This window comes from Streptomyces sp. NPDC003011 (assembly GCF_053591515.1).
The window spans coordinates 82,541-106,835 of record NZ_JBSFTY010000015.1 but is presented as its reverse complement, the minus strand read 5'-3'; the positions used below and the strand labels follow the sequence as shown (position 1 = coordinate 106,835).

25 protein-coding genes and 1 pseudogene are annotated in these 24,295 nt (G+C 71.2%); 21 read left to right on the top strand and 5 right to left on the bottom strand.

Going from position 1 to position 24,295, the window contains the following annotated elements; genetic code table 11:
• The first annotated feature begins 345 nt into the window (after window positions 1-345).
• The 7 genes from ACWD0J_RS10965 to ACWD0J_RS10935 all read left to right on the top strand — a co-directional run bounded on the left by ACWD0J_RS10965 (window position 346) and on the right by ACWD0J_RS10935 (window position 8,620).
• Window positions 346-1,431: an LLM class flavin-dependent oxidoreductase gene (locus tag ACWD0J_RS10965; protein ID WP_451495456.1), complete on the top strand. Its 1,086-nt coding sequence runs from the start codon at window positions 346-348 to the stop codon at window positions 1,429-1,431.
• Window positions 1,428-2,024 (top strand): FMN reductase, encoded by a 597-nt coding sequence (locus ACWD0J_RS10960; RefSeq protein ID WP_451495455.1) that lies wholly within the window; start codon window positions 1,428-1,430, stop codon window positions 2,022-2,024. Before ACWD0J_RS10965 ends, ACWD0J_RS10960 begins: the two co-directional genes overlap by 4 nt.
• 94 nt (window positions 2,025-2,118) lie before the next feature.
• Entirely contained in the window at window positions 2,119-2,844 is a 726-nt protein-coding gene (locus ACWD0J_RS10955) for a response regulator transcription factor (protein WP_451495454.1), read from the top strand.
• Window positions 2,845-4,281, top strand: a complete 1,437-nt coding sequence (locus ACWD0J_RS10950; protein ID WP_451495453.1) for an ATP-binding protein — start codon at window positions 2,845-2,847, stop codon at window positions 4,279-4,281. It begins immediately after the preceding gene.
• Window positions 4,282-4,392: 111 nt separating this feature from the next.
• Window positions 4,393-5,934 carry an MFS transporter gene (locus ACWD0J_RS10945; protein ID WP_451495452.1) on the top strand — a complete coding sequence of 514 codons (1,542 nt, stop codon included), beginning with the start codon at window positions 4,393-4,395 and terminating at the stop codon, window positions 5,932-5,934.
• Between the two features lie 233 nt (window positions 5,935-6,167).
• Window positions 6,168-7,013 (top strand): PaaX family transcriptional regulator, encoded by an 846-nt coding sequence (locus ACWD0J_RS10940; protein WP_451495451.1) that lies wholly within the window; start codon window positions 6,168-6,170, stop codon window positions 7,011-7,013.
• 194 nt (window positions 7,014-7,207) lie between these two features.
• Window positions 7,208-8,620: a condensation domain-containing protein gene (locus ACWD0J_RS10935; protein WP_451495450.1), complete on the top strand. Its 1,413-nt coding sequence runs from the start codon at window positions 7,208-7,210 to the stop codon at window positions 8,618-8,620.
• Between the two features lie 47 nt (window positions 8,621-8,667).
• On the opposite strand, the gene ACWD0J_RS10930 is transcribed toward ACWD0J_RS10935, so the two are convergent.
• On the bottom strand, window positions 8,668-9,315 hold the full coding sequence (locus tag ACWD0J_RS10930) for a hypothetical protein (protein ID WP_451495449.1): 648 nt from the start codon (window positions 9,313-9,315) through the stop codon (window positions 8,668-8,670).
• Between the two features lie 414 nt (window positions 9,316-9,729).
• Between ACWD0J_RS10930 and hemL the strand changes: the two genes are divergently transcribed.
• From hemL to ccsB, 7 genes are all read left to right on the top strand, one after another.
• The gene (gene hemL / locus ACWD0J_RS10925) at window positions 9,730-11,046 is read left to right on the top strand and encodes a glutamate-1-semialdehyde 2,1-aminomutase (RefSeq protein WP_451495448.1); all 1,317 of its coding nucleotides are present in this window, start codon (window positions 9,730-9,732) and stop codon (window positions 11,044-11,046) included.
• 41 nt (window positions 11,047-11,087) lie between these two features.
• Window positions 11,088-11,735: a histidine phosphatase family protein gene (locus tag ACWD0J_RS10920; protein WP_451495467.1), complete on the top strand. Its 648-nt coding sequence runs from the start codon at window positions 11,088-11,090 to the stop codon at window positions 11,733-11,735.
• A 151-nt stretch (window positions 11,736-11,886) separates the two neighbouring features.
• A complete protein-coding gene (locus ACWD0J_RS10915) occupies window positions 11,887-13,194 on the top strand; it encodes a hypothetical protein (protein ID WP_451495447.1) in 1,308 nt (435 codons plus the stop codon).
• 66 nt (window positions 13,195-13,260) lie between these two features.
• Window positions 13,261-13,869, top strand: coding sequence for a TlpA family protein disulfide reductase (locus tag ACWD0J_RS10910; RefSeq protein ID WP_451495446.1), 609 nt, complete (start codon window positions 13,261-13,263; stop codon window positions 13,867-13,869).
• Window position 13,870: 1 nt separating this feature from the next.
• Window positions 13,871-14,644 carry a cytochrome c biogenesis CcdA family protein gene (locus ACWD0J_RS10905; protein WP_451495445.1) on the top strand — a complete coding sequence of 258 codons (774 nt, stop codon included), beginning with the start codon at window positions 13,871-13,873 and terminating at the stop codon, window positions 14,642-14,644.
• Between the two features lie 3 nt (window positions 14,645-14,647).
• Window positions 14,648-16,399: a cytochrome c biogenesis protein ResB gene (resB, locus tag ACWD0J_RS10900; RefSeq protein WP_451495444.1), complete on the top strand. Its 1,752-nt coding sequence runs from the start codon at window positions 14,648-14,650 to the stop codon at window positions 16,397-16,399.
• On the top strand, window positions 16,396-17,472 hold the full coding sequence (ccsB, locus tag ACWD0J_RS10895; protein ID WP_451495443.1) for a c-type cytochrome biogenesis protein CcsB: 1,077 nt from the start codon (window positions 16,396-16,398) through the stop codon (window positions 17,470-17,472). Before resB ends, ccsB begins: the two co-directional genes overlap by 4 nt.
• Window positions 17,473-17,562: 90 nt before the next feature.
• On the opposite strand, the gene ACWD0J_RS10890 is transcribed toward ccsB, so the two are convergent.
• A complete protein-coding gene (locus ACWD0J_RS10890) occupies window positions 17,563-18,030 on the bottom strand; it encodes a nucleoside deaminase (protein ID WP_451495442.1) in 468 nt (155 codons plus the stop codon).
• A 221-nt stretch (window positions 18,031-18,251) separates the two neighbouring features.
• Here ACWD0J_RS10890 and ACWD0J_RS10885 point away from each other — a divergent pair, with 221 nt between their 5' ends.
• Window positions 18,252-19,019, top strand: a complete 768-nt coding sequence (locus tag ACWD0J_RS10885) for a CDP-alcohol phosphatidyltransferase family protein (protein WP_286063928.1) — start codon at window positions 18,252-18,254, stop codon at window positions 19,017-19,019.
• On the opposite strand, the pseudogene ACWD0J_RS10880 reads toward ACWD0J_RS10885, so the two are convergent.
• Window positions 18,958-19,221, bottom strand: a pseudogene (locus tag ACWD0J_RS10880) (MerR family transcriptional regulator); the annotation flags it as partial. The gene ACWD0J_RS10885 and the pseudogene ACWD0J_RS10880 sit on opposite strands and share 62 nt — an antisense overlap.
• 47 nt (window positions 19,222-19,268) lie before the next feature.
• On the opposite strand from ACWD0J_RS10880, the gene ACWD0J_RS10875 reads away from it, so the two are divergent.
• Window positions 19,269-19,397 (top strand): hypothetical protein, encoded by a 129-nt coding sequence (locus tag ACWD0J_RS10875; RefSeq protein ID WP_451495441.1) that lies wholly within the window; start codon window positions 19,269-19,271, stop codon window positions 19,395-19,397.
• A gap of 28 nt (window positions 19,398-19,425) precedes the next feature.
• Here ACWD0J_RS10875 and ACWD0J_RS10870 read toward each other — a convergent pair whose 3' ends face one another.
• Complete coding sequence (locus ACWD0J_RS10870; RefSeq protein ID WP_451495440.1) at window positions 19,426-20,049, bottom strand: DUF7848 domain-containing protein; 624 nt, start codon at window positions 20,047-20,049, stop codon at window positions 19,426-19,428.
• Between the two features lie 104 nt (window positions 20,050-20,153).
• Here ACWD0J_RS10870 and ACWD0J_RS10865 point away from each other — a divergent pair, with 104 nt between their 5' ends.
• Genes ACWD0J_RS10865 through ACWD0J_RS10855 form a run of 3 tightly spaced genes read left to right on the top strand, consistent with a single transcriptional unit; the run spans window position 20,154 to window position 21,451 of the window.
• Window positions 20,154-21,122 carry a helix-turn-helix domain-containing protein gene (locus ACWD0J_RS10865; RefSeq protein ID WP_451495439.1) on the top strand — a complete coding sequence of 323 codons (969 nt, stop codon included), beginning with the start codon at window positions 20,154-20,156 and terminating at the stop codon, window positions 21,120-21,122.
• Window positions 21,064-21,192, top strand: coding sequence for a DUF397 domain-containing protein (locus ACWD0J_RS10860; RefSeq protein ID WP_451495466.1), 129 nt, complete (start codon window positions 21,064-21,066; stop codon window positions 21,190-21,192). The genes ACWD0J_RS10865 and ACWD0J_RS10860 overlap by 59 nt, the downstream gene beginning before the upstream one ends.
• A 58-nt stretch (window positions 21,193-21,250) precedes the next feature.
• On the top strand, window positions 21,251-21,451 hold the full coding sequence (locus tag ACWD0J_RS10855) for a DUF397 domain-containing protein (protein WP_451495438.1): 201 nt from the start codon (window positions 21,251-21,253) through the stop codon (window positions 21,449-21,451).
• Window positions 21,452-21,466: 15 nt separating this feature from the next.
• Here ACWD0J_RS10855 and ACWD0J_RS10850 read toward each other — a convergent pair whose 3' ends face one another.
• On the bottom strand, window positions 21,467-21,793 hold the full coding sequence (locus ACWD0J_RS10850; RefSeq protein ID WP_451495437.1) for a PLD nuclease N-terminal domain-containing protein: 327 nt from the start codon (window positions 21,791-21,793) through the stop codon (window positions 21,467-21,469).
• Window positions 21,794-21,882: 89 nt separating this feature from the next.
• Here ACWD0J_RS10850 and ACWD0J_RS10845 point away from each other — a divergent pair, with 89 nt between their 5' ends.
• Window positions 21,883-23,340, top strand: a complete 1,458-nt coding sequence (locus ACWD0J_RS10845; RefSeq protein ID WP_451495436.1) for a menaquinone biosynthesis decarboxylase — start codon at window positions 21,883-21,885, stop codon at window positions 23,338-23,340.
• On the top strand, window positions 23,337-24,239 hold the full coding sequence (gene mqnP, locus ACWD0J_RS10840; RefSeq protein WP_451495435.1) for a menaquinone biosynthesis prenyltransferase MqnP: 903 nt from the start codon (window positions 23,337-23,339) through the stop codon (window positions 24,237-24,239). The genes ACWD0J_RS10845 and mqnP overlap by 4 nt, the downstream gene beginning before the upstream one ends.
• Window positions 24,240-24,295: the final 56 nt, after the last annotated feature.

Sequence of the window (24,295 nt, the reverse complement as noted above, 5' to 3'; positions counted from 1 at the left end):
CGGAGTGCCGGAGTGCCGGAGTGCCGGAGTGCCGGAGTGCCGGAGTGCCGGAGTGCCGGAGTGCCGGAGTGCCGGAGTGCCGGAGTGCCGGAGTGCCGGAGTGGGCCCAGCTCGTGGCGGCTTCGGCGTCGTAGCGGTCCCGTGCGTCGCGGACCTCCTCGATGGGGGAGCCGCTGGACGACGATGCGGACGGCCGGGTGCGGGACCACGTGCGAGGGCGGGACCCGGGACACGGGGGACCCGGGACCCGGATTACGGAGGAGGCGGACGGAATCGGAATACAGGGGAGGGCGCGACCGTTCACCGGTATAGTTGAACGGTCAACAACTTGGAGGTTGAGCGACCATGCAGTTCGGGATCTTCAGCGTCGGCGACGTCACGCCGGACCCGACCACGGGCCGTACGCCGACCGAGCGCGAGCGCATCAAGGCCATGGTCGCCATCGCGCTGAAGGCCGAGGAGGTCGGTCTCGACGTCTTCGCGACCGGCGAGCACCACAACCCGCCCTTCGTGCCGTCGTCCCCGACGACCATGCTCGGATACGTGGCCGCGCGGACGGAGAGGCTGATCCTCTCCACCTCCACGACCCTGATCACCACCAACGACCCGGTGAAGATCGCGGAGGACTTCGCGATGCTCCAGCACCTGGCCGACGGGCGCGTCGACCTGATGATGGGGCGCGGCAACACCGGCCCGGTCTACCCCTGGTTCGGCAAGGACATCCGGCAGGGCATCAACCTCGCCGTCGAGAACTACGCCCTGCTCCGCCGGCTGTGGCGCGAGGACGTCGTGGACTGGGAGGGGAAGTTCCGCACCCCGCTCCAGGGCTTCACCTCCACGCCCCGCCCGCTGGACGGCGTGCCGCCGTTCGTCTGGCACGGCTCCATCCGCTCCCCGGAGATCGCCGAGCAGGCCGCGTACTACGGCGACGGGTTCTTCCACAACAACATCTTCTGGCCGGCCGACCACACCAGGCGGATGGTCGAGCTGTACCGGACCCGGTACGCCCACTACGGACACGGCACGCCCGAGCAGGCGATCGTCGGTCTGGGCGGCCAGGTGTTCATGCGGCGCACCTCGCAGGACGCGGTGCGTGAGTTCCGCCCCTACTTCGACGTGGCGCCCGTCTACGGTCACGGGCCGACGCTGGAGGAGTTCACCGAGCAGACCCCGCTGACCGTGGGCTCGCCGCAGCAGGTGATCGAGAAGACGCTGGGCTTCCGCGAGTACGCCGGCGACTACCAGCGCCAGCTGTTCCTGCTCGACCACGCGGGGCTGCCGCTGAAGACCGTGCTGGAGCAGCTGGACCTGCTGGGCGAGGAGGTCGTGCCGGTGCTGCGCGAGGAGTTCGCCAAGGGCCGTCCGGCCGGGGTGCCCGAGGCCCCGGTGCACGCTTCTCTCAAGGCCGCCCAGGAGGTGACCGTCCGATGAGGCTCGTCGTCGTCTCGGCCGGGCTGAGCGTTCCGTCGTCCACCCGGCTGCTGGCCGACCGGCTGGCCGCCGCCGTGGCCCGCGAGACACCGGTGGAGGTCCAGGTCGTGGAGCTGCGCGACCTCGCCGTGGAGATCGCGCACCACTTCACCAACGGGTTCCCGGGGAGGAAGCTGTCCGCCGCCCTCGACGCGGTCACGGAGGCGGACGGGCTGATCGTCGTCACGCCGGTGTTCTCGGCGTCGTACAGCGGGCTGTTCAAGTCGTTCTTCGACGTGATCGACAAGGACGCGCTGGCGGGCACGCCGGTGCTGATCGCGGCCACCGGCGGCACGGCCCGGCACTCGCTGGTGCTGGAGCACGCGCTGCGTCCGCTGTTCGCGTACCTGCGGGCCGTCGTTGTGCCGACCGGGGTGTACGCGGCCTCGGAGGACTGGGGCGCCGAAGGCCTCGACGGGCGGATCGAGCGGGCGGCGGGGGAACTGGCGGGGCTGATGACGGGCCTCGCGGCCGGCAAGCCGGTCAGGAACGAGTTCGAGGTCGTGCCCTTCGCCGAGCAGCTGGCCGCGCTGTCCGGCCCGTCCGGGGCGTGAGGCGGGGCCGTGTGACGGTGAGATCCCAGTAAGAAGGGTGACCGTACGACCGTTCGCACGGCCACACCGCCGACGGCCGGGGCACACTGGCCTGGTGCCCCCAACCGTGCTGCTCGCCGAAGACGACCGCGCCATCCGTCACGCCCTGGAGCGCGCCCTGACCCTGGAGGGCTACCGGGTCACCGCGGTCGCCGACGGCGTCGAGGCGCTGGCACAGGCCCACCGGACCTCGCCGGACGTGCTCGTCCTGGACGTGATGATGCCCGGCATCGACGGCCTCCAGGTCTGCCGGGTGCTGCGCGCCGAGGGCGACCGCACGCCGATCCTGATGCTGACGGCGCTGGTGGAGACCCAGGACCGGATCGCCGGCCTGGACGCGGGCGCCGACGACTACGTGGTCAAGCCCTTCGACGTCGAGGAGGTCTTCGCCCGGCTGCGCGCCCTGCTGCGCCGCACCAGCCCGGCCGGTGCCCCGGCCGGCGCCCCGGCCGGCGCGCCGAAGCCGCCGCCGGCCCCCGAGGGGCAGATCGAGGCGGCCGGACTGCGCGTGGACGTGCAGGCCCGCCGCGCATGGCGCGGGACGCGCGAACTGGAGCTGACCCGCACCGAGTTCGAACTGCTGGAGCTGCTGGTCCGCAACGCGGGGATCGTGCTCGACCACTCCACGATCTACGACCGCATCTGGGGCTACGACTTCGGCCCCGGCTCCAAGAACCTCGCCGTCTACGTCGGCTACCTGCGCCGCAAGCTGGACGAGCCGGGCGCGTCCCAGCTGATCCACACGGTCCGCGGCGTGGGTTACGTGCTGCGGGAGGACTGAGTGGGCCGTCCCGGGCTGCCGCGGCCGCTGCCGCTGCCGCTGCCTCGGCCGCTCCGGCGGCCCCGGCTGCTGTCGCTGCGGGCCACCTTCGCGGTGTCCTTCGCGGCCGTGACCGCCGCCGTCACCGTCCTGGTCGGCGTGCTGTCCTACAGTGCCGCCGCCCGGCTGGTCCGGGTGGACCAGGAAACCGTGTTCGACCAGGTCGTGGAGGACCTGCGGGACGAGGTACGGCAGCAGAGCATGGCGCCGCAGGACTTCTCCTCGTCCGCGCCCGGTCACGATCTGGTCCGGCCGGCCCGCACCGACGTGCAGGTGCTGGGGCCGGACGGCGCGGTCCTGGACCCCGGCAGTCCGGGCCTGCCGGTCACCGGCGGCGACCGCGCGATCGCGGCCGTCGCGGTGGCCGGACGGATGGTCGAGCACAAGGACGTCGGCGTCGGCGACGACGTCTACCGCGTCGCGACCGTCTCGCTCGGCGGCGGACGGGGCGCGGTGCAGGTCGCGCAGGAGTTCAGCGACACCGAGGACCTGCTGCGGGCCCTTCAGCGGCGGACGCTGATCCTGATGGCCGCGGTCGTGCTCGCGGCGGGCCTGTTCGGCTGGTGGCTGGCCCGCCGCATCACCCGCCGCCTGGTCGTCCTCACCTCGGCCGCCGAGGACGTCGCCCGCACCCGCCGGCTGGGCATCCAGGTCCCCGTCACCGGCTACGACGAGGTCGGCCGCCTCGGCCGCGCCTTCGACCGCATGCTGGGCCGCCTCGCCCAGTCCGAGGAGGACCAGCGGCGGCTCGTACAGGACGCGGGGCACGAGCTGCGTACCCCGCTCACCTCCCTGCGGACGAACATCTCGCTGCTCCGGCGGATCGACGAACTGCCGCCCGCCGCGCGGGAGGACCTGGTCGCCGACCTGGGCCAGGAGGCCCGCGAACTCACCGACCTGGTCAACGAGTTGGTGGACCTCGCGGCCGGGCAGTCCGACACCGAGCCGCCGCAGCGGGTCGATCTCGCCGACATCGCCGAGGACGTCGCCGGGGTCGCCCGCCGCCGCACCGGGCGGCGGATCGTCGTCCGCGCGAGCGGGGACACGTCGACCGACGGCCGCCCGGTGATGCTCACCCGCGCCCTGTCCAACCTCGTGGAGAACGCGGCCAAGTTCGACCGCGACGGCACCGCGCCCATCGAGATAAACGTCGCCGGTCCCGCCCGGCCGGGGACGGTCCGCGTCGAGGTCCTCGACCGCGGCCCCGGGGTCGACGAGGGCGACCTGATCCGCGTCTTCGACCGCTTCTACCGCGCCGCCGACGCCCGCTCCCTCCCGGGTTCGGGGCTGGGCCTGTCCATCGTGCGGGAGGTGGCACTCGCGCACGGGGGAGCGCCGTTCGCCCTCCGGCGGGAGGGGGGCGGGGCGGTGATCGGGTTCACGGTGGGCGGGGGCTGACCGGGCAGACCGGGATGACCTCCGCGGCGGCGAATGTTGTGCACTTTATTGACGGAGGTGGAAAGAGAGCCTAACTTCGCGGTGTCCTTCCCCCGGTCAAGGGAGACCGCGATGCCCTCGTCCCCCGTCGCATCACCGTCCACGGCCCCGTCCCCCGAACACACCCGCCAGCTGCGCCGCGTCGCCCTCTCCGGGCTGCTCGGGACCGCCGTCGAGTTCTACGACTTCCTCGTCTACGGAACCGTCGCCGCCCTCGTCTTCGGCGAACTGTTCTTCCCCGGCGCCGACCCCGCCGTCGGCACCATCGCCGCGTTCGGCACCTTCGCCGCCGGCTATGTCGCCCGGCCGCTCGGCGGCATCCTCTTCGGGCACTTCGGCGACCGGCTCGGCCGCAAGTCGATGCTGCTGCTCACCATGGGCCTGATGGGCGGCGCCAGCTTCCTCGTCGGCCTGCTGCCCACGTACGACGCCATCGGCGTGTGGGCGCCGGTCCTGCTGATCACCCTGCGCGTGGTGCAGGGCATCGCCATCGGCGGCGAGTGGGGCGGCGCCACCCTGATGGTCGTCGAGCACGCCGGGGAGCGGCGCCGCGGCCTGTGGTCCAGCTTCACGCAGATGGGAGCCCCGCTCGGCTCCCTGCTCTCCACCGCCGTCGTCGCGCTCGTCGTCGCCCTGCCCGACGACCAGTTCGCGGCCTGGGGCTGGCGGGTGCCGTTCCTGCTGAGCGTGGTGCTGCTCGGCGTCGGACTCTTCGTCCGCCTCAAGGTCGTCGAGAGCCCGCTCTTCGCCGAGGTGAGGAAGGACCGCGCCGAGTCGCGGCTGCCGATCCTCGACGTGCTGCGCCGACCGCGCCCGCTGGTGCTGGCCTGCTGCGTCGGCATCGGCGCCTTCACCGCCCAGTCGCTGCTGACCGGTTACCTGATCGCGTACGCCACCGGCATCGGCTACACCCGCCCGCAGGTGCTCACCGCGCTCACCGTCTCCGCCTGCGTCGCCCTCGTCGTGCTGCCGTGCGCCTCCGCGCTGTCCGACCGGGTCGGCCGCCGCCCGGTCGTCCTCGCCGGGGCCCTCGCCTCGGCGGCGCTCGCCTTCCCCGTCCTCGCGCTGGTCGACTCGGAGTCGCCCGGACTGCTGATCCTCGCCGTCGTCCTCGGCCACGGCATCGCCCAGTCCACGATGTACGGGCCGCTGGGCGCCCTGCTCACCGAGATGTTCGGCACCCGGGTCCGCTACACCGGCGCCTCCCTCGGCTACCAGGGCGCCACCCTCATCGGCGCCGGCTTCTCCCCGATGATCGCCGGCAGCCTGGTGGCCGCGAACGGCGGGAGCGGTACGCCCGTCGCCCTGCTGCTGTGCGCGGGCGCGGCCGTCACGGCGCTGACCGTCGGGTTCCTGCGCGAGACGAACCGGGTGTCTCTCGCGGCGACCGGTGGGGAGGCGGGGGAGACGGGGGAGGCCGACGGGGCCGTCACGGGGGCCGACGGGGCCGTCACGGGGGCCGACGGGGCCGTCACGGGGGCCGACGGGGCCGTCACGGGGGCCGACGGGGCCGTCACGGGGGCCGCCGGGGCCGTTGAGGCCGCCGAAGCCGCCGAAGCCGCCGAAGCCGGGAAGCGCACCGGGGCTCCCGCCACGCAGGAGATCGCCTCTTAGCCGCGGCAGCAGTTCGTGGTGGCTGGTGGTTGGTAGCCGGTAGCCGGTGGGCGGCAGCCGGTCCCGGCCACCGACCGCCGGCCACCGCCGGCCATCGACGGCCGCGGCGGCAGCCACGGCCGCCTCCCGGCCGTGGCTGCCGCACCGATCCCGCCGACGTCCCCGCCGGCGACGTCCGAGCCGTACGGCAGCCGCCCGCCGCACCCCAGGCGGGCGGCCGTACGCTTGCCACCGTGGAGGACGACGACACCCTGGACACCTCGCACGGCACCCCGCAGTTGCGCCCGCAGTCGCTCATGCTCGCCTTCTTCGGCAACCACGTCCTGGGGGAGGGCGACCTCTGCGTCTACTCGGGCAGCATCATCGACGTCCTCGGCCGGGTCGGGGTCGGTGAACAGGCCGTACGGTCCACGCTGACCCGCATGGTCAACCGGGGCCTGCTGCGGCGGCAGCGGGAGGGCCGCAGGATGTACTTCGGCCTGACCCCGCAGGCGACGCGGGTGCTGCGGGACGGCGGGAGCCGGGTCTGGGAGAACGGCGCGGTCAACGACGACTGGGACGGATCCTGGACCCTGCTGGGGTTCTCGCTCCCGGAGTCCTGGCAGCGCCAGCGGCACGACCTCAGGTCGCAGCTCGCCTGGTCCGGATTCGGGGCGCTGTACAGCGGGCTGTGGATCGCCCCCGGCAAGGTCGACGTCGCCGGCATCGTCGCGGAGCTGGGTCTCGCCGCCCACGTCAAGATCTTCCACGCCCAGGCCGACGAGGCCACCGACATCGGCCTCATGGTCCGCGACACCTGGGACCTGGAGAGCATCGCCGCCCGTTACGTCTCCTTCGACAAGCGCTGGACCGCCCATCTGGACGCCGGGTCCGGGGACGACCCGATCGGCACCCGGCTGCGGCTGGTCAGCGAATGGCTGTGGACCATCCGCGCGGACCCGAGACTCCCGGCCCGCCACCTTCCCCCCGACTGGCCGGCCCGCCCCGCCCAGGAGACCTTCCGGCGCGTCGCCGAGCAGACCGCGGATCCCGCACAGCGGATGGCCCGCGCGCTCCTGGAGACCGTCCCGCTGCGGTGACCCCCGGCGCCCGCGCCGCGCCGGACGACCGGATGCCACCAGCTGCTCGCTTCCGGCGACGGGCAACGACCGGTCCGAGGGCCCTCTTTGGACACCCCCACCGGAATCCGTGGAATCCGCCCCAGCGTCTCTTCCGGATCGGTCCCTCGTTGGGCTGATGTGGGCATCGAGCGATGCCGCGAACGGAGAGTCCCTTGCGCATCACCGACATCCAGCGTTGCGAGATCCGTCCCGGACGCCTCGTGGAGTGGACGTTGCATCCCACGGCCGTCGAGACCGCGATGAGTCTGCCGGACGACTCCCGCCCGCCCGCGTACGTCCAGGAGGCCCACATCCGGACGTCGCGGTCCGTACGCGAGGACGGCCTGTTCCTGCCGACCTGGATCGGCGTGGCGTTCGACATCCCGGGACAGGTCGATCTCGACGTCCTGGAGGGCGCGCTGCGGGCCTGGACACTCCGGCACGAGACGCTGCGCAGCGGGTTCCGCTGGGCGGGTGAGGAGATGCGGCGCTTCACGCTGGACGCCGAGGCCGTCGTCCTGCACCGCGAGGACCTCGGCGACTTCCCCGACGCGCAGGCGCTGGCCCACCACCTGCGGGACCGTTTCGACGTCACGGCGGACGCGCTCACCTGGCCGAACTTCATGTTCGCCACCGTCACCCGGGACGACGGCACGAGCGTCTACATGGCGTTCGACCACAGCAACGTCGACTCGTACTCGATCCAGCGCATCCCCGGCGAGATCCACGACCTCTACGCGGCCGGCCTCGAAGGCCGCGTCGTGCGCACGCCGCCGGTCGCCAGCTACGTCGACTTCTGCGCGATCGAGCGCGCGGACGCCGACGAGATCGACGGCACCCACGAGATCGTCACCCGCTGGCGGGAGTTCATCGCCCGGTGCGACGGGAAGCTGCCGAACTTCCCCGTGGACCTCGGCCTCGACCCGGCGGGGCCGCTGCCCGCCCAGAAGCTGATGCACGAGATGCTCGTGGACGACGCGGACGCGGCGGCCTTCGAGGCGTACTGCCGCCCGCACGGAGGCAGCCTGACCGGCATCCTCGCCGCCACCGGCCTCATCGTCCGCGAGATCGGCGGGTTGCAGGACTACCGCACCGTCCTGCCGTTCCACACCAGGGCGAAGTCCCAGTGGTCGGACTCGGTGGGCTGGTACGTGGGCGGCGCGCCGATCGACATCCCGGTGGCGCGGGCCGCGGACTTCGACAGCGCGCTGACGATGGTCCGCGCCGACCTGCGGAAGAACCGGCCGCTGTCCCGGATGCCGCTCGCCCGCGTGCTCAGTCTGCTGGGCTCCGACTTCCGGCCCACCTCCCCGGACCTGTACTCGATCATCTCGCTCGTCGACACACGCGGCATCCCGGGCTCGGAGCGCTGGCAGGAACTCAAGGCGCGAGGGCTGATGCGGGTCTCGTACGGCGACCAGGTGTGCGTGTTCCTCACCAGACTCCACGAGGGCCTGCAGTTCGCCAGCCGCTACCCGGACACCGACGTCGCCCACAAGAACATGCGGCTGTACGTCGAGAGGCTGCGGGAGCTCGTCGTCTCGGTGGCACGCGCCCCGGCCGGGACGGCAGACCGCCGGCACTGAAAAAAGCGGGGTCCGAGAACCCCGCCCGCACCCGGCGAAACCTCAGCTCACGGCCACACCAGGCAGTACGGCTGATGCCCCGCCTCATGCAACCGATGGCTGAAGTCCTGCCACTCGTGCAGCAGTTGGTACACGTTGAAGGCGTCCCGCGGTCCGCCCCGGTCCGGGACCGTCGACCAGATGAAGGCGGCCGCGCCGACCGCTTCCTCGCCGATGCCGCGGAGTGGGTCGACGACGGTCATGGGGAGCTTGACCACCGCGTAGTCGGGGTGCAGGACGACGAGTTCCAGCGGCGGGACCTTGTGCAGCGGGACGCCCTCGATGCCGGTGAGGACCATCGCCGCCATCGTCTCCGGCTTGATCTTGGTGAACATGCCGTTCATCCCGAGCTCGTCGCCGCCGAGTTCCTCGGGGCGCATCGAGATCGGGACGCGGGCCGCGGTCGCGCCGTCCGGCGCGCCGAAGTACTTGTACGTCACCCCCACCCGACCACCATTCCTGCTCCCCGCCCTCAGCCGGTCGACCCGTCGGTCGGCCCGCTCCGGCTCCTCACCCGGTCCGCCGGGTACACCCGGTACAACGTGTCCGTGACGTGCTTCGTTCGATTCCTCCGCGTCGCGTCGGTGCCTTCCCCGCCGGGCACGTCGAGGACCCAGGTCGTCAGTCCCCTCGCCCAGTCCGCCACCGCGATGCATATCTCCACCCGACTGCTTTTCTAGGACGCGTGGCCCCCGCCGCGCAACCCGATCATCGTGTCAGTGACCTCCCCCACGGCCGCCCGCCGAAACGTGCGCTGAAACACCTGTCCGCAGGATCTTCGCAGCCCCTGAACATGCCTTTGTGCATGCCTGTGTGCAAGCTTCTGTGCATCTTTACGTACGCCAGGGCCGTGTGAGCTGTGTGTATCAGAGCCAGTTTCGCAGATCGCGGCGGGCCGGGGGGCTTCCATAGCTGTCCGCCCGGTCAGCAGCGGCCCGGCGGGGGCCCGGCGGTGGGTCTGAGCGCGGCGCGGCGGCGGCCCGCGGTCGCCGCCGTCCGCTGGCCTACCCTGAGGAGGTCACTGGCAGCCGGAGTCCGAGAAGTCGAGAACGTCGGAGAAGTCGCAGGTCATGAGCGAATATCCCTATGCATACGATGCGCCTGTCTCGCAGGCCCTGTTCGACCGTGCGGCCGCCGTCACGCCGGGCGGTGTGAACTCCCCGGTGCGTGCCTTCGGTGCCGTGGGCGGAACGCCCCGGTTCATGGTGTCCGGCACCGGCCCGTACCTGACGGACGCGGACGGACGGGAGTACGTCGACCTCGTCTGCTCCTGGGGGCCCATGATCCTCGGGCACGCGCACCCCGAGGTCATCGCCGCGGTCCAGGACGCCGTCTCCCGCGGAACCTCCTTCGGTACGCCCGGTGAGGGCGAGGTCGCGCTCGCCGAGGAGATGGTCGCGCGGATCGAGCCGCTGGAGCAGGTGCGGCTCGTGTCGAGCGGGACCGAGGCCACCATGTCGGCGATCCGGCTGGCACGCGGGTTCACCCAGCGGTCCAAGGTGGTCAAGTTCGCCGGGTGTTACCACGGTCACGTCGACTCGCTGCTGGCGGCGGCGGGCAGCGGGGTGGCGACGTTCGCCCTTCCGGACACCCCCGGCGTCACCGGTGCGCAGGCCGGCGACACCATCGTCCTGCCCTACAACGACCTCGACGCGGTGCACGCCGCCTTCCGGGCCCACCCCGGCGAGATCGCCTGCGTGATCACCGAGGCCTCCCCGGGCAACATGGGTGTCGTACCGCCCCTGCCCGGCTTCAACCAGGGGCTGAAGGACGCGTGCGCCGAGAACGGCGCCCTCTACGTCTCCGACGAGGTCATGACCGGCTTCCGGACCAGCAAGGCCGGCTGGTACGGCGTCGACGGGGTCCGGCCCGACCTGATGACCTTCGGCAAGGTCATGGGCGGCGGCTTCCCGGCGGCGGCCTTCGGCGGTCGCGCCGATGTGATGGAGCACCTCGCGCCCGCCGGGCCCGTGTACCAGGCCGGCACCCTCTCCGGGAACCCGGTCGCCACCGCCGCCGGCCTCGCCCAGCTCAGGCTCCTCGACGACGCCGCGTACGAGAAGGTCGACGCCGTCTCCGCGCAGGTCCGGGAGCTGGTGGCGGACGCGCTCGCCAAGGAGGGCGTCGCGCACACCGTGCAGAACGCCTCCAACATGTTCAGCGTCTTCTTCACCGACCGGCCGGTGCGCAACTACGAGGACGCCAGGGCGCAGGAGTCGTACCGCTTCACCGCCTTCTTCCACTCGCTGCTGGCGAACGGCGTCTATCTGCCGCCGTCGTCCTTCGAGTCCTGGTTCGTGTCCACGGCCCACGACGAGCGGGCCATCCAGCGGATCGCCGACGCCCTCCCGGCGGCGGCCCGAGCGGCTGCGGAGGCCACCGCGTGAGCAGCACGTCCGAGCACCCCGACATCACCGTCGTCCACCTGATGCGGCACGGCGAGGTCGCCAACCCCGACGGCGTCCTCTACGGCCGTCTCGCGGGCTACCACCTCTCCGAGCTGGGCCGGCAGATGGCCGACCGGGTCGCCGAGCACCTCGCCCCCCGTGACATCGCGTACGTCTGCGCCTCCCCGCTGGAGCGGGCCCAGGAGACGGCCACGCCGATCGCCAAGGCGCACGGGCTGGACCTCGCCACCGACGAGCGGCTGATCGAGGCCGAGAACGTCTTCCAGGGCAAGACGTTCGGGGTCGGCGACGGGGCGCTGCGGCGGCCGGAGAACTGGAAGCACCTGGTCAACCCGATGCGGCCGTCGTGGGGCGAGCCGTACGTCGATCAGGTCGTGCGCATGATGGGCGCGCTGGACGCGGCGAAGGACCGGGCGCGGGGGCACGAGGCCGTGCTCGTCAGTCACCAGCTGCCGATCTGGACCGTGCGGTCGTACGTGGAGAAGCGGCGGCTGTGGCACGACCCGCGCAAGCGGCAGTGCACGCTCGCCTCCCTGACGACGTTCACGTACCAGGGCGACAAGATCGTCTCGGTCGGTTACAGCGAGCCGGCCCGTGACCTCGTCCCCGTCCACCTCCGCGCCGGTGCCAGGCCGGTGAAGGGGAAGGGCAAGGCCTTCGGGGCGTAGGTCCGGCGGGCCCGGCGCCCGCGGAGCGTCAGCCCGTTCCGGGGAGCCTCTGTCACCTCTGTTACGGAATCCGTAAATACCGGAGGAACCTCCCCGTTCGTCACGTCCTCTGACCGGGTGACCAGCAGAGCACGTGACGAACGGGGATGCCATGCGCACTCACACCCGCAGGGGAGCACTCGGACTCGGCGCCGGAGCCGCGGCGGCCGTCGGACTGGCGGGCTGCGGCTCGCTCAACGTGTCGGACGGGTCCAGCCGTGCCGGGGGTTCCGGGAAGAACCCGACCGGCAGCCCGAAGCCCACCGCCCGCCCCCTCGGCGACGGGTCCACCGCCTTCACCGGCCGGCAGCCCCGCCAGCCCGGCAGGCCCGAGCCGTTGCGGCCGGGCCAGAAGCCGCCGCAGTTCGTCGTCTTCTCCTGGGACGGCGCGGGCGAGGTCGGCAACGGCCTCTTCCCGCGCTTCCTGGACCTCGCCAAGGAGCACGGCGCGAGCATGACCTTCTTCCTCTCCGGGATCTATCTCCTGCCCGAGTCGAAGAAGCGGCTCTACCACCCGCCGAACAACCCGCGCGGCGCCTCCGACATCGGCTACCTCACCGACGACCACATCAGGGAGACCCTGAAGAACGTCCGGCGTGCCTGGCTGGAGGGCCACGAGATCGGCACCCACTTCAACGGCCACTTCTGCTCCGGGAACGGCACGGTCGGCAACTGGACGCCCCAGCAGTGGCGCAGCGAGATCGACCAGGCCACGTCCTTCGTCAAGGAGTGGCGCACCAACTCCGGGTGGACCGACCTGCCCGCGCTGCCCTTCGACTACGACAAGGAACTGGTCGGCGGACGCACGCCCTGTCTGCTCGGCCAGGACAACCTGCTGCCCACCGCCCGCGAGCTCGGCTGGCGTTACGACGCCTCCTCGCCCGGCGGACGTCAGGTCTGGCCGCGGAAGCGGGCGGGCCTGTGGGACCTGCCGCTTCAGGCGATACCTTTCCCCGGCCGCGGCTTCGAGGTCCTGTCGATGGACTACAACATGCTCGCGAACCAGTCGATCAACTCCACCAACGCGCCCGCCCACCACCACCCGGCCTGGCGCGAGCAGTCTGCCCAGGCCTACATATCGGGCTTCAAGCGGGCATACGAGACAAACCGCGCCCCGTTCTTCATCGGGAACCACTTCGAGCAGTGGAACGGCGGCATCTACATGGACGCCGTCGAGGAGGCGTTCCGCCACATCGCGCGCGAGAAGGAGAAGGGCGAGGACGTACGCCTGGTCTCGTTCCGGCAGTTCGTGGACTGGATGGACGTGCAGCGGCCCGAGGTGCTCGCCAGGCTCCGCACGCTCGACGTCGGACAGCGGCCCTCCGGCGGCTGGCAGGAGTTCCTGAAGGACGCGCACTCCACCGCTTCAACTGGCTCGACGGCCTCGACCGCCTCGACGGGCTCCGGACAGGCCGCCTGAAATGCGGGTATCCACCCGCAAGGGGGGTGCGCAAGATCCCCAGAACGGGCATGCGAAACTTTTCACATGAGTGCCGCCAGCCCTAGTCGCACCCCTCGCCGTGCCATCCTCGTCACCGCCACGGCCGCGGCCGCCGCGCTGACCCTGTCCGCGTGCGGTGCCGGTGGTACGTCCGGCGGAGGCGGCGACACCAACTTCATCACCGGCAACAACGGCATCGACACCGTCGCCAAGGGCGAGCGGACCCCGGCACCCGATCTGTCCGGCGAGACGATCACCGGGAAGCAGCTCGACGTCGCCGACTTCAAGGGCCAGGTCGTCGTCCTGAACATCTGGGGCTCGTGGTGCAGTCCGTGCCGCGCGGAGGCCAAGTACTTCTCCAAGGTGTCCAAGGAGTACCAGGGCAAGGGCGTGCAGTTCGTCGGCCTCAACACCCGGGACGCCACCACCGGCGTCGCGGTCGCCTTCGAGAAGGACTTCGGCATCACCTACCCCAGCCTGTACGACCCGACGGGCAAGCTGATGCTCCGCTTCAAGAAGGGCACGCTCAACCCGCAGCTGATTCCCACCACCCTGGTGATCGACAAGGACGGCAGGATCGCGGCACGGGCGCTGCAGGCCCTGAGCGAGGAGGACCTGCTCGGCATGATGAAGCCCGTCCTCGCGGAGACGTGACGTGAGCGCACTCGTCACCCTCGCCGAGGCGACGGGCCGCAACGAGACCGTGCTCAGCGGAGCCCTGATCGTGGCCCTGCCCATCGCCCTGCTCGGCGGACTCGTCTCCTTCTTCTCGCCCTGCGTCCTGCCCCTGGTCCCCGGCTACCTCTCCTACGTCACCGGCGTCACCGGCACCGACCTGGCGGAAGCCCGCCGGGGGCGGATGGTCGCCGGCGCCTCGCTGTTCGTGCTCGGTTTCACCGCCGTGTTCGTCTCCGGCGGGGCCCTGTTCGGGTACTTCGGCGCGACGTTGCAGGAAGAGAAGGGCGTCCTCACCAAGGTGCTCGGCGCGCTCATGATCCTCATGGGCGTCTTCTTCATGGGCATGATGCCCTGGCTCACCCAGCGCGAGTTCCGCTTCCACAAGCGGCCGGTCGCCGGACTCGTCGGCGCCCCCGTGCTGGGCGCCCTGTTCGGGATCGGCTGGACGCCCTGCATCGGCCCGACCCTCGCCTCCGTGGTGGCGCTCTCCGCCAACCAGGCCAGCGCCGGCCGGGGGGCCATACTGACGGTCGCGTACTGCCTGGGTCTGGGCATACCGTTCGTGCTCGCCGCGGTCGCCTTCCGCAAGGCGCTGGGCGCCTTCGGCTGGGTCAAGCGCCACTATGTCTGGGTGATGCGCCTGGGCGGGACCATGATGATCGTGACCGGTGTGCTGCTGCTCACCGGCGCGTGGGACCACATCGTCTCCGAGATGCAGACCTGGTCCAACGGCTTCACTGTGGGGATCTGATCGATGAGCAAGACCACAACCGACAAGACCCCGGACGCCACCGAGGACCAGGACCTGGGCGCGGCCGGATCCCAGTTGTCCACCGCCCCCCAGGAGGACGCCCCCCACCTGCCCGCCCTCGGCGTCGTCGGCTGGGCCCGCTGGTTCTGGCGCCAGCTCACCTCCATGCGGGTCGCGCTGCTGCTCCTGCTGCTGCTGTCGCTCGGCGCGATCCCCGGCTCGCTGATCCCGCAGAGCGGGACCGACGAGACGAAGGTCGCCGACTTCCGCGACGCGAACCCCACCCTCGCTGACGTCTACGACAAGCTCGGCCTCTTCCACGTCTACAGCTCGGTGTGGTTCTCGGCGATCTACATCCTGCTGTTCGTCTCCCTCATCGGCTGCATCGTGCCCCGCACCTGGCAGTTCGTGGGCCAGCTGCGCGGACGCCCGCCGGGCGCGCCCCGGCGGCTGACCCGGCTGCCCGCCTACACCAGCTGGCGCACCGAGACCGGCCCCGACGAGATCCGTGAGGCCGCGCTCGTGCTGTTGCGCAAGCGCCGCTTCCGGGCCCATGTCGCGGGGGACGCCGTCACCGCGGAGAAGGGCTATCTGCGGGAGTTCGGCAACCTGGCCTTCCACATCGCGCTGATCGTGATGCTGGTCGCCTTCGCCTGGGGCCAGTTGTTCAAGTCCGAGGGCAACAAGCTGATCGTGGAGGGCGACGGCTTCTCCAACACCCTCACCCAGTACGACGACTTCAAGTCCGGCACCCTCTTCACGCAGGACGACCTGGATCCGTTCAGCTTCACCCTGGACGACTTCACGGGCACCTACGAGCCCAGCGGCCCGAACCGGGGCACCCCGCGCACCTACCAGGCGACCGTCGACTACAGCGTCGGCGCCTACGGCAAGGACCGCAGGACCACCATCAAGGTCAACGAGCCGCTGCGGGTCGGCGACTCCAAGGTCTACCTCACCGCCCACGGCTACGCGCCCGTCATCACCGTCCGCGACGGCAAGGGCGACGTCGTCTACAGCCAGGCCGTTCCCCTTCTGCCGCTGGACTCCAACGTCACCTCCTCCGGCGCGGTCAAGGTCATGGACGGCTACCGCGACGCCCGGGGCGAGAAGGAACAGCTCGGCTTCCAGGCGTTCTTCCTGCCGGCGTACGGCGGGGACGGCACCGCGGTGGTCTCCCAGTTCCCGGCGCTGCTGAACCCGGTGCTGAACCTGGAGGCCTTCCACGGCGACCTCGGTGTCGACGCGGGCATCCCGCAGAGCGTGTATCAGCTCGACAAGGGCAACCTGAAGGCGTTCAAGGACTCCAAGGGCAAGGCGCTGCGGGAGAACCTCAAGCCCGGCGAGACCATGCAACTCCCGAACGGCGCCGGCTCGGTCACCTTCGAGAAGGAGATCAAGGAGTGGGCGAACTTCCAGGTCACCCGCCAGCCCGCCGCCGGCTGGGCGCTCGGCGGAGCCGTCGTCGCCATCTTCGGCCTCGCCGCCTCCCTGTTCATCCAGCGCCGCCGTGTGTGGGTGCGGGCGGTCAGGGGCGCCGACGGCGTCACCGTCGTCGAGATGGCGGGCCTCGGCCGCAGCGAGTCCGCCAAGGTGCCCGAGGAACTCGGCGACCTCGCCGGGATCCTGTACGAGCGGGCACCGGGCGCGCCCGACCCGGAAGACTCCTCCGACGCCACTCCCACTCCCACGCCCACCCGCACCCCCACCCCCGACTCCGAAGCCGTACCTGCCGAAGGGGCTGAGAAGAAGTGAATCTCGCCGCCGCAACCAACGAAAGCCTCGCGCAGCTCAGCAACACGCTGATCTACTCCGCGATGGCCGTCTACACCCTGGCCTTTTTCGCCTACATCGCGGAATGGCTCTTCGGCAGTCGCAGCAAGGTCGCCCGCACGGCCGCCGCGCTCACCGCCGAGCAGAAGGCGACGGCACCGGCCGTCACCGTGAAGAAGGCCGGCACCACCGCCGTGCTGGAGCGGCCGAAGGTCGTCGTGCGGTCCGCCGCCGGTGCCCGTGACGTGCCGGACGGGCCCGGGGCGCACGGCGGGGACGAGCAGGGCGACCTCTACGGCCGTATCGCCGTGTCCCTCACCGTGCTCGCCTTCCTGGTGGAGTTCGCCGGGGTCGTCGCCCGCGCGGCCTCGGTGCGGCGGGCGCCGTGGGGCAACATGTACGAGTTCAACATCACCTTCTCCACGGTCGCCGTCGGTGTGTACCTCGCGCTGCTCGTCCTGAGGAAGAACGTCCGCTGGCTCGGCCTGCCCCTGATCACCACGGTCCTCCTCGACCTCGGCCTCGCCGTCACTGTCTTGTACACGGCCAGCGACCAGCTGGTTCCCGCCCTCCACTCGTACTGGCTGTACATCCACGTCTCCACGGCGATCTTCTGCGGCGCGGTGTTCTACGTCGGCGCGGTCGCCACGCTGCTCTACCTGTTCCGCGACACGTACGAGAACAAGCTGGCGAACGGCGGGCGGCCCGGCCGCTTCGCGACCTCGGTCCTGGAGCGCCTGCCCGCCTCGGCCTCGCTCGACAAGTTCGCCTACCGCGTCAACGCGGCCGTCTTCCCGCTGTGGACGTTCACGATCATCGCGGGCGCGATCTGGGCGGGCGACGCCTGGGGCCGCTACTGGGGCTGGGACCCGAAGGAGACCTGGTCGTTCATCACCTGGGTCGCCTACGCCTGCTACCTGCACGCCCGCGCCACGGCCGGCTGGAAGGGCCGCAAGGCCGCCTACCTCGCCCTGATCGCGTTCGGCTGCTGGCTGTTCAACTACTACGGCGTGAACATCTTCGTCTCCGGCAAGCACTCGTACGCGGGCGTGTGACCCGCAGCGCACCGAGGCCGGTTCCCGTGACGTGAGTCCCGGGAACCGGCCTGTGTCGTACCGCTCGCGGAGATGCGGGGCGGGCCCGGGTCAGGCGCCGATGTCCTCGTTCCACAGGGCCGGGTTGTTCTGGGTGAAGTCGCGCATCATCGCGGCGCACTCGGGGTCGTCGAGCAGCACGATCCGCACGCCGTGTTCCGCCAGCCAGTCGTGGCCGCCGTGGAAGGTGGCCGCCTCGCCGATCAGCACCCGTGAGATGCCGAACTGGCGGACCAGGCCGGAGCAGTACCAGCACGGGGAGAGGGTGGTCACCATCGTCGTACCGCGGTACGACCGCTGCCGTCCCGCCGCGCGGAAGGCGGCCGTCTCCGCGTGCAGGGAGGGGTCGTCGTCCTGGACGCGGCGGTTGCGGCCGCGGCCGAGGAGGGTGCCGTCGGGGCCGTAGAGGGCGGCGCCGATCGGGATGCCGCCCTCGGCGAGGCCGGTGCGGGCCTCCTCGACGGCGGTGGCGAGCCAGGCGCGGGCCCGGTCCGGGTCGAGCTGGTCGATGTGCTGCATGCCCCTCATTCTCCTGTGGCCGGACGGGAGCGGCGGCGAGGCTCGTCCACCCACCCGCACGGCCTGACGCGCTCGGCGCGGGGTGACGCGGCTCGTCCCGTCGTACGGCGTGCCTCATCGGGCTGAATCCCCGGGAAAATGTTCGGGAACCAGGCAGGTAACCTGTGCCGATCACCGCCGCGCGTGCGGCAGTTGAGCCCCGGGTGTGTGGAGGAACGGTCATGGTTGCTGCTCCGGTTCTGGAGGAGCTGCGGGAGGTCTGCCAGCCGCAGGCCAAACTGGCGAGCCGTAACGGCGAGCACTGGGCGGGGCGGCTGTACATGCGGCGCGTGTCGCTGCGGTTCACCCGGCAGTTGGTGCGCACGCCGGTCACCCCGGACCAGCTGACCTGGACGATGGTCGTGTGCGGTGTCGCCTCCGGGGCCGCGCTGATGATCCCGGGGCTGACCGGTGCCGTGCTGGCCGTCGTCCTGATGCAGCTGTTCCTCCTCTTCGACTGCGTGGACGGCGAGGTCGCCCGCTGGAAGGGGCAGAACAGCGCGGCCGGGATATACGTCGACCGGCTGGGCGCCTACCTGGCGGACGCCGCGCTGCTGGCGGGCGCCGGCTACCGGGCCGCCGAGTCGGGCGTGGGCGGCTGGCTGTCGGTCGGGATCGCGACCGCCCTCGGCGTGGTGCTGCTGAAGGCCTCCACCGACCTCGTCGACGTGGCCCGGGCCCGGCGCGGGCTGGGTGTCGTCGACGACGAGTCGACCCGGCCGCGCTCGCAGGGCGTGGCGGCGGTACGGCGGCTCGCGGCCGCCTTCAAGATCCACCGGGTCACGAACGGCATCGAGGCGTCCCTGGTCCTGCTGGTGGCCGCCGTCGCCGACCAGGTGACCGGCGGCATCGAGCCGACCCGCTGGGCGCTGGGCGCGCTGGCCGTCATCACGTGGGTGATGGTCCCGGCCCACCTGCTGTCGATCCTGTCGTCGTCGCGGCTGCGGTGACCGAACCGAACCCGCTCAGGTAGTCGTCCAGGGCGCCGGCGCAGGCGAGCATGGACCGCGTCCGGGCGGTGAGGGCTTCTGCCCGCGCCACGATCGCCGCCCGCAGCGCCTCACTGCCGCCCTCCCGCCGCAGCCCTTCCAGCACCGGCCTGATGTGGTCGAACAGGTAGTGGCTGCGGCGCAGGGTGTGGACCAGCCGGGCGTGCGAGCGGGCCACTGCGTCGTCACCATCGGCACAACCTCGACGTCATGCGCGCCTCGGACCGGCTGATCGACCTGGGCCCCGGCGGGGGCAGCGTCGGAGGCACGGTGGTCGCGGAGGGCACCCCGGGGGAGGTGGCGGTGAACGGGGCGTCCCGGACGGGGGGATTCCTGTAGGCGCGCGGCCGCTAGCCCCGCCCCGGCGTCACTGCCGTTCCAGCACCGCGTAGTCGGCGAAGCTGCGGCGGTAGCGCGGGTGCCGGGTCTCCTGGGTGTGCCGGCGCTGCCACTCCTCCACCTCGCCCGGCGTCCCGCACGGGCCCGAACCGGCCCCGCAGTCCGCCTCGTCGCCCGAGACGCAGTACGCCTCGTACTCCGGCTGCGCCGAGGCGTCCTGCACGATCGAGTACGGCACGTACCGGAAGATCCGCCGCCCGGCGGCCGGTGTCCCGCCGTGCTCCCGCTGCTGGTGCCGGCGCAGCAGCACGTTCGCGTCCGTCTCCGCGGTGCCGTCGAACGCCGCCCGCGCCTCGTCCCGGCGGGCGGCGAACTCCTCGCACGCCGCGCAACCGGGGACCGCGACCGGCGGCCGGTCCGCCTCGCCCTCCAGCACGCGCGGTCCCGCGAACCCCTCCCTGGAACGGTCGTTGGCCGCCCGTACGCCCGCGCTCAGCCGCTCCTCCCGGGTCGCCGCCCGGATCCGCGCCGGGTCCGCCTGCCACTCCCGGCCGCCGCCGACGGGACGCAGCATCACGTACGGGCCCGCCCTGTCCTGGTACTCGCCCACCTTGCGCGTCTGCGGGTCGTAGACGAGCGTTCCCGGTTCCATTGCCCAACCTCCGTCACTCTGGGTGTAATGAGCGTCGCGCAGGGGAATGGGCCGGATCAACGTGTGGCGCGTGCGAGTGGTGCACTGTCACGGAGGGGGAGGTCATGAGCCGGCGCAACGCGGACGCGGGATCGGGGCTGAGCACGAGTACGGCCGCCGTGTTCGGTGAGGTGCTGAGGCACTTCCGCGAGGCGGCCCCGCTCACGCAGGAAGGGCTGGCCAAGGAGATCCCCTGCGACCGGTCGCACGTGGCACGCGTCGAGGCCGGGGTGCGCGTTCCGCAGGACACGTTCGCGAAGAAGTGCGACGAACTTCTCGGAACAGGCGGAGTGTTGTCGCGCTTGTGGGGGCGGATCGACTGGTACCCGCAGGTGGAGCATCCGGATTGGTTCGAGCGACGAGTGCGCATGGACGCGGAGGCCGTCTCACTGTTGTCGTACCAAGCCAACGTGGTTCCGGGCTTGTTGCAGACACAGGATTACGCATGGGCGCTGTTCGCCCGACACATCGTCGATCAGGACGAAGTGACAGAGCGTGTCAAGGCGCGGCTGAGTCGACAGCGACGCTTCCTCGCCCCGGACGGTCCCCTGTTCGTGGTCGTAGTCGACGAGAGCTGCCTGCGCACCATGGTGGGCACCCCGGCGATCATGCGCGACCAGTTCACCCACCTGCTGGAGGCGGGACAGCGCCCCAACATCCGCATCCAGGTGGTACCGGCCGACGACCCCTGCATCGACCGACCCAACACGTCCATGTCACTGATCACGCTGCCGGACGGGCACCAGTGGGTGTACTCAGAGTCGCTGGATCAGGGCCACTTCACCGACAATCCGACTCTCTTTGCGAAGCACCGCCACACCTATGATGTGCTCAGGGCTGACGCGCTGTCCGGCCGCCAATCAGCCGCTCTGATCAGCGACTTGATAAAGGGGTACGAGCACGATGAGCAGCTACCAACTCAGCGCGGCAACCTGGATCAAGAGCAGTTACAGCGGCACAAACGGCGGCGACTGCATCGAAATAGCCCCCGGCTTCCCCGTCAGCGTCCCCGTCCGCGACAGCAAGACGCCTGACGGCCCGGTGCTGGTCGTCAGCCGTCACGCGTGGGCGGCGTTCACGGAGGGGCTGCGGGCGCCGCGTTGACGCGGGGGAGCATCGGCCGCCGCTCTGATCAGCGATGCGATGGAGAGGTACGAGCACGATGAACAGGCACGAGCTCACCGTGGCGACCTGGATCAAGAGCAGCTACAGCGACGCCAACGGCGGCAACTGCATCGAAGTCGCCCCCGGTTTCCCCGTCAGCGTCCCCGTCCGCGACAGCAAAAGCCCTGACGGTCCGGTGCTGGTCGTCAGCCGTCGCGCCTGGGCGGCGTTCACGGAGGGGCTGCGGGCGCCGCGTTGACGCGGGGCGGTTCCGTCAGCCGTCCTTCGGGTCCTCGCCGCCGTCCTTCTTGTCCTCGTCCTTGAGGGACTTGAGGAACTCGGGGTTGTCGTCGGGCGCCACCCACCGCTGCCCGCCGCCCCGGCTCCACGGTGAGCCGGCGGAGCCGCCCGCGCCGGCCGGGTGCCGCTTCTTCCCGGCGATGAGCCAGGAGATCGATCCGGCGAGCGGGAACACCAGCACGAGGATCGCCCACAGCGGCTTGGGCATGTAGCGGACGTCGTCGTCCTTCGTGCTGATGCAGTCGATGAACGCGTAGACGCTCAGTGCCAGTGGCACGAGGAACATCAGTACCCGGAGCATGGGGGCCTTTCCAGGGGAACGGTCGTCGGGGCCACGAGCACGGACCCCAGGTACCTGGCCAGAGTAGCGGCTCGGGGATACTTGACCGCATGGCTTACGACGATCTTCGTTCCCTGCTCAGGGCCCTGGAGCGCGAGGGCGACCTCAAGCGCGTCAAGGCCGAGGTGGACCCGTATCTGGAGGTCGGGGAGATCGTCGACCGCGTCCAGAAGTCCGGCGGCCCCGCGCTCCTCTTCGAGAACGTGAAGGGCTCCGCCATGCCCCTCGCGATGAACGTCTTCGGGACCGACCGGCGGCTGCTGAAGGCGCTGGGCCTGAAGTCGTACGCCGAGATCTCCGAGAAGATCGGCGGGCTGCTCCGCCCCGAGCTGCCGCAGGGGTTCATCGGCGTGCGGGAGGCCTTCGGGAAGCTCGGCGCGATGACGCACGTACCGCCGAAGAAGGTGAAGTCCGCCGACGCGCCCGTGCAGGAGGTCGTGCTGCACGGCGACGACGTCGACCTCGACCGGCTGCCCGCCCTGTTCACCTGGCCGAAGGACGGCGGCTCCTTCTTCAACCTGGGGCTCACCCACACCAAGGACCCGGAGAGCGGGATCCGCAACCTCGGGCTCTACCGCCTCCAGCGCCACGACAAGCGCACCATCGGCATGCACTGGCAGATCCACAAGGACAGCCGCAACCACTACCAGGTCGCCGCGCGGCGGGGCGAGCGCCTCCCGGTCGCCATCGCCTTCGGCTGTCCGCCCGCCGTCACCTACGCCTCCACGGCCCCGCTCCCCGGCGACATCGACGAGTACCTGTTCGCCGGGTTCCTCGCCGGCAAGCGGATCGAGATGGTCGACTGCAAGACCGTCCCGCTCCAGGTCCCGGCGCAGGCGGAGGTCGTGATCGAGGGCTGGCTGGAGCCCGGCGAGATGCTGCCCGAGGGGCCCTTCGGCGACCACACCGGCTTCTACACGCCGCAGGAGCCCTTCCCCGCGCTGACGATCGACTGCGTGACGATGCGGAAGCGGCCGCTGCTCCAGTCGATCGTCGTGGGCCGCCCCCCGACGGAGGACGGACCGCTGGGCCGCGCGACGGAGCGTTTCTTCCTCCCGCTCCTCAAGATCATCATCCCGGACATCGTGGACTACCACCTGCCCGAGGCCGGCGGCTTCCACAACTGCGCGATCATCTCGATCGACAAGAAGTACCCCAAGCACGCGCAGAAGGTGATGCACGCGGTCTGGGGCGCCCACATGATGTCGCTCACCAAACTGATCGTGGTCGTCGACGCCGACTGCGACGTGCACGATCTGCACGAGGTCGCGTGGCGGGCGCTCGGCAACACGGACTACGCCCGTGACCTCTCCCTCGTCGAGGGCCCCGTCGACCACCTCGACCACGCCTCCTACCAGCAGTTCTGGGGCGGCAAGGCGGGCATCGACGCGACCAGGAAGTGGCCCGAGGAGGGCTACACCCGCGACGGCGGCTGGCCCGACATGGTGGAGTCCGACCCGCAGACGGCGGCGAAGGTCGACCGCCGCTGGAAGGAGTACGGACTGTGAGCAGCGCGTCAGCCGCCCTTCCGCAGCCCGGGCGCACCAAGGCGTTCCTGCGGCTGGTGATGATCGAGCACTCGGTCTTCGCCCTGCCCTTCGCCTACATCGCCGCGCTCACCGCGATGTTCCAGTGGGACCGGAACATCCACTGGGGCCGCCTGCTGCTGGTCACCGTCTGCATGGTGGGCCTGCGCACCTTCGCGATGGCGGTCAACCGGATCATCGACCGCGAGATCGACGCCCGGAACCCGCGCACCGCGCACCGCGAGCTGGTGACGGGCGCGATGTCGGTGAAGCACGCCTGGACGGGCGCGCTGATCGCGCTGGTGGTCTTCCTGGGTGCGGCGGCCCTGCTGAACCCGCTGTGCCTGGCGCTGGCGCCCATCGCGGTCATCCCGATGGTGGTCTACCCGTACGGCAAGCGGTTCACGAACTTCCCCCAGGCCATACTCGGCATCGCCCAGGCCATGGGCCCCATCGGCGGCTGGCTGGCGATCTCCGGGGAGTGGTCCTGGGACGCGGTGATCCTGGGCCTCGCGGTCGGCGTCTGGATCGGCGGCTTCGACCTGATCTACGCCTGCCAGGACGTGAAGACCGACCGGGAGATCGGCGTCATGTCGGTCCCGGCCCGCTTCGGCATCCCGGCGGCGGTCTGGGGGGCGCGGGCCTGCCACGCGGTGACGACCGGACTGTTCGTCTGGTACGCGGTCCAGACGGGGGCCGGCGCCTTCTTCTGGCTGGGCCTGGTGATCGTGGCGGGCGCCTTCGTCTACGAGCACTCGATCGTCCGGCCGCACGACCTGTCCCGCCTCGACCGCGCCTTCTTCAGCGTCAACGGCTTCATCGGGATCGCCCTGTTCGGGTGCGCGCTGCTGGATCTGCTGGTGCGGGGACTGACGGTCTGAGACGGGCGGCGCCTGCCGGGTGCGGCGGTCGGCGCCTGCCGGGCGTGGCGGTCCGA

What these genes read in the sequence shown, in the direction of transcription:
- ACWD0J_RS10965 (WP_451495456.1), top strand. Translation starts at nt 346, where the DNA reads ATGCAGTTCGGGATCTTCAGCGTCGGCGACGTCACGCCGGACCCGACC.
- ACWD0J_RS10960 (WP_451495455.1), top strand. Translation starts at nt 1,428, where the DNA reads ATGAGGCTCGTCGTCGTCTCGGCCGGGCTGAGCGTTCCGTCGTCCACC.
- ACWD0J_RS10945 (WP_451495452.1), top strand. Translation starts at nt 4,393, where the DNA reads ATGCCCTCGTCCCCCGTCGCATCACCGTCCACGGCCCCGTCCCCCGAA.
- ACWD0J_RS10930 (WP_451495449.1), bottom strand. Translation starts at nt 9,315, where the DNA reads ATGCATCGCGGTGGCGGACTGGGCGAGGGGACTGACGACCTGGGTCCT.
- hemL (WP_451495448.1), top strand. Translation starts at nt 9,730, where the DNA reads ATGAGCGAATATCCCTATGCATACGATGCGCCTGTCTCGCAGGCCCTG.
- ACWD0J_RS10920 (WP_451495467.1), top strand. Translation starts at nt 11,088, where the DNA reads ATGCGGCACGGCGAGGTCGCCAACCCCGACGGCGTCCTCTACGGCCGT.
- ACWD0J_RS10915 (WP_451495447.1), top strand. Translation starts at nt 11,887, where the DNA reads ATGCGCACTCACACCCGCAGGGGAGCACTCGGACTCGGCGCCGGAGCC.
- ACWD0J_RS10910 (WP_451495446.1), top strand. Translation starts at nt 13,261, where the DNA reads ATGAGTGCCGCCAGCCCTAGTCGCACCCCTCGCCGTGCCATCCTCGTC.
- resB (WP_451495444.1), top strand. Translation starts at nt 14,648, where the DNA reads ATGAGCAAGACCACAACCGACAAGACCCCGGACGCCACCGAGGACCAG.
- ACWD0J_RS10890 (WP_451495442.1), bottom strand. Translation starts at nt 18,030, where the DNA reads ATGCAGCACATCGACCAGCTCGACCCGGACCGGGCCCGCGCCTGGCTC.
- ACWD0J_RS10885 (WP_286063928.1), top strand. Translation starts at nt 18,252, where the DNA reads ATGGTTGCTGCTCCGGTTCTGGAGGAGCTGCGGGAGGTCTGCCAGCCG.
- ACWD0J_RS10875 (WP_451495441.1), top strand. Translation starts at nt 19,269, where the DNA reads ATGCGCGCCTCGGACCGGCTGATCGACCTGGGCCCCGGCGGGGGCAGC.
- ACWD0J_RS10870 (WP_451495440.1), bottom strand. Translation starts at nt 20,049, where the DNA reads ATGGAACCGGGAACGCTCGTCTACGACCCGCAGACGCGCAAGGTGGGC.
- ACWD0J_RS10865 (WP_451495439.1), top strand. Translation starts at nt 20,154, where the DNA reads ATGAGCCGGCGCAACGCGGACGCGGGATCGGGGCTGAGCACGAGTACG.
- ACWD0J_RS10855 (WP_451495438.1), top strand. Translation starts at nt 21,251, where the DNA reads ATGAACAGGCACGAGCTCACCGTGGCGACCTGGATCAAGAGCAGCTAC.
- ACWD0J_RS10850 (WP_451495437.1), bottom strand. Translation starts at nt 21,793, where the DNA reads ATGCTCCGGGTACTGATGTTCCTCGTGCCACTGGCACTGAGCGTCTAC.
- ACWD0J_RS10845 (WP_451495436.1), top strand. Translation starts at nt 21,883, where the DNA reads ATGGCTTACGACGATCTTCGTTCCCTGCTCAGGGCCCTGGAGCGCGAG.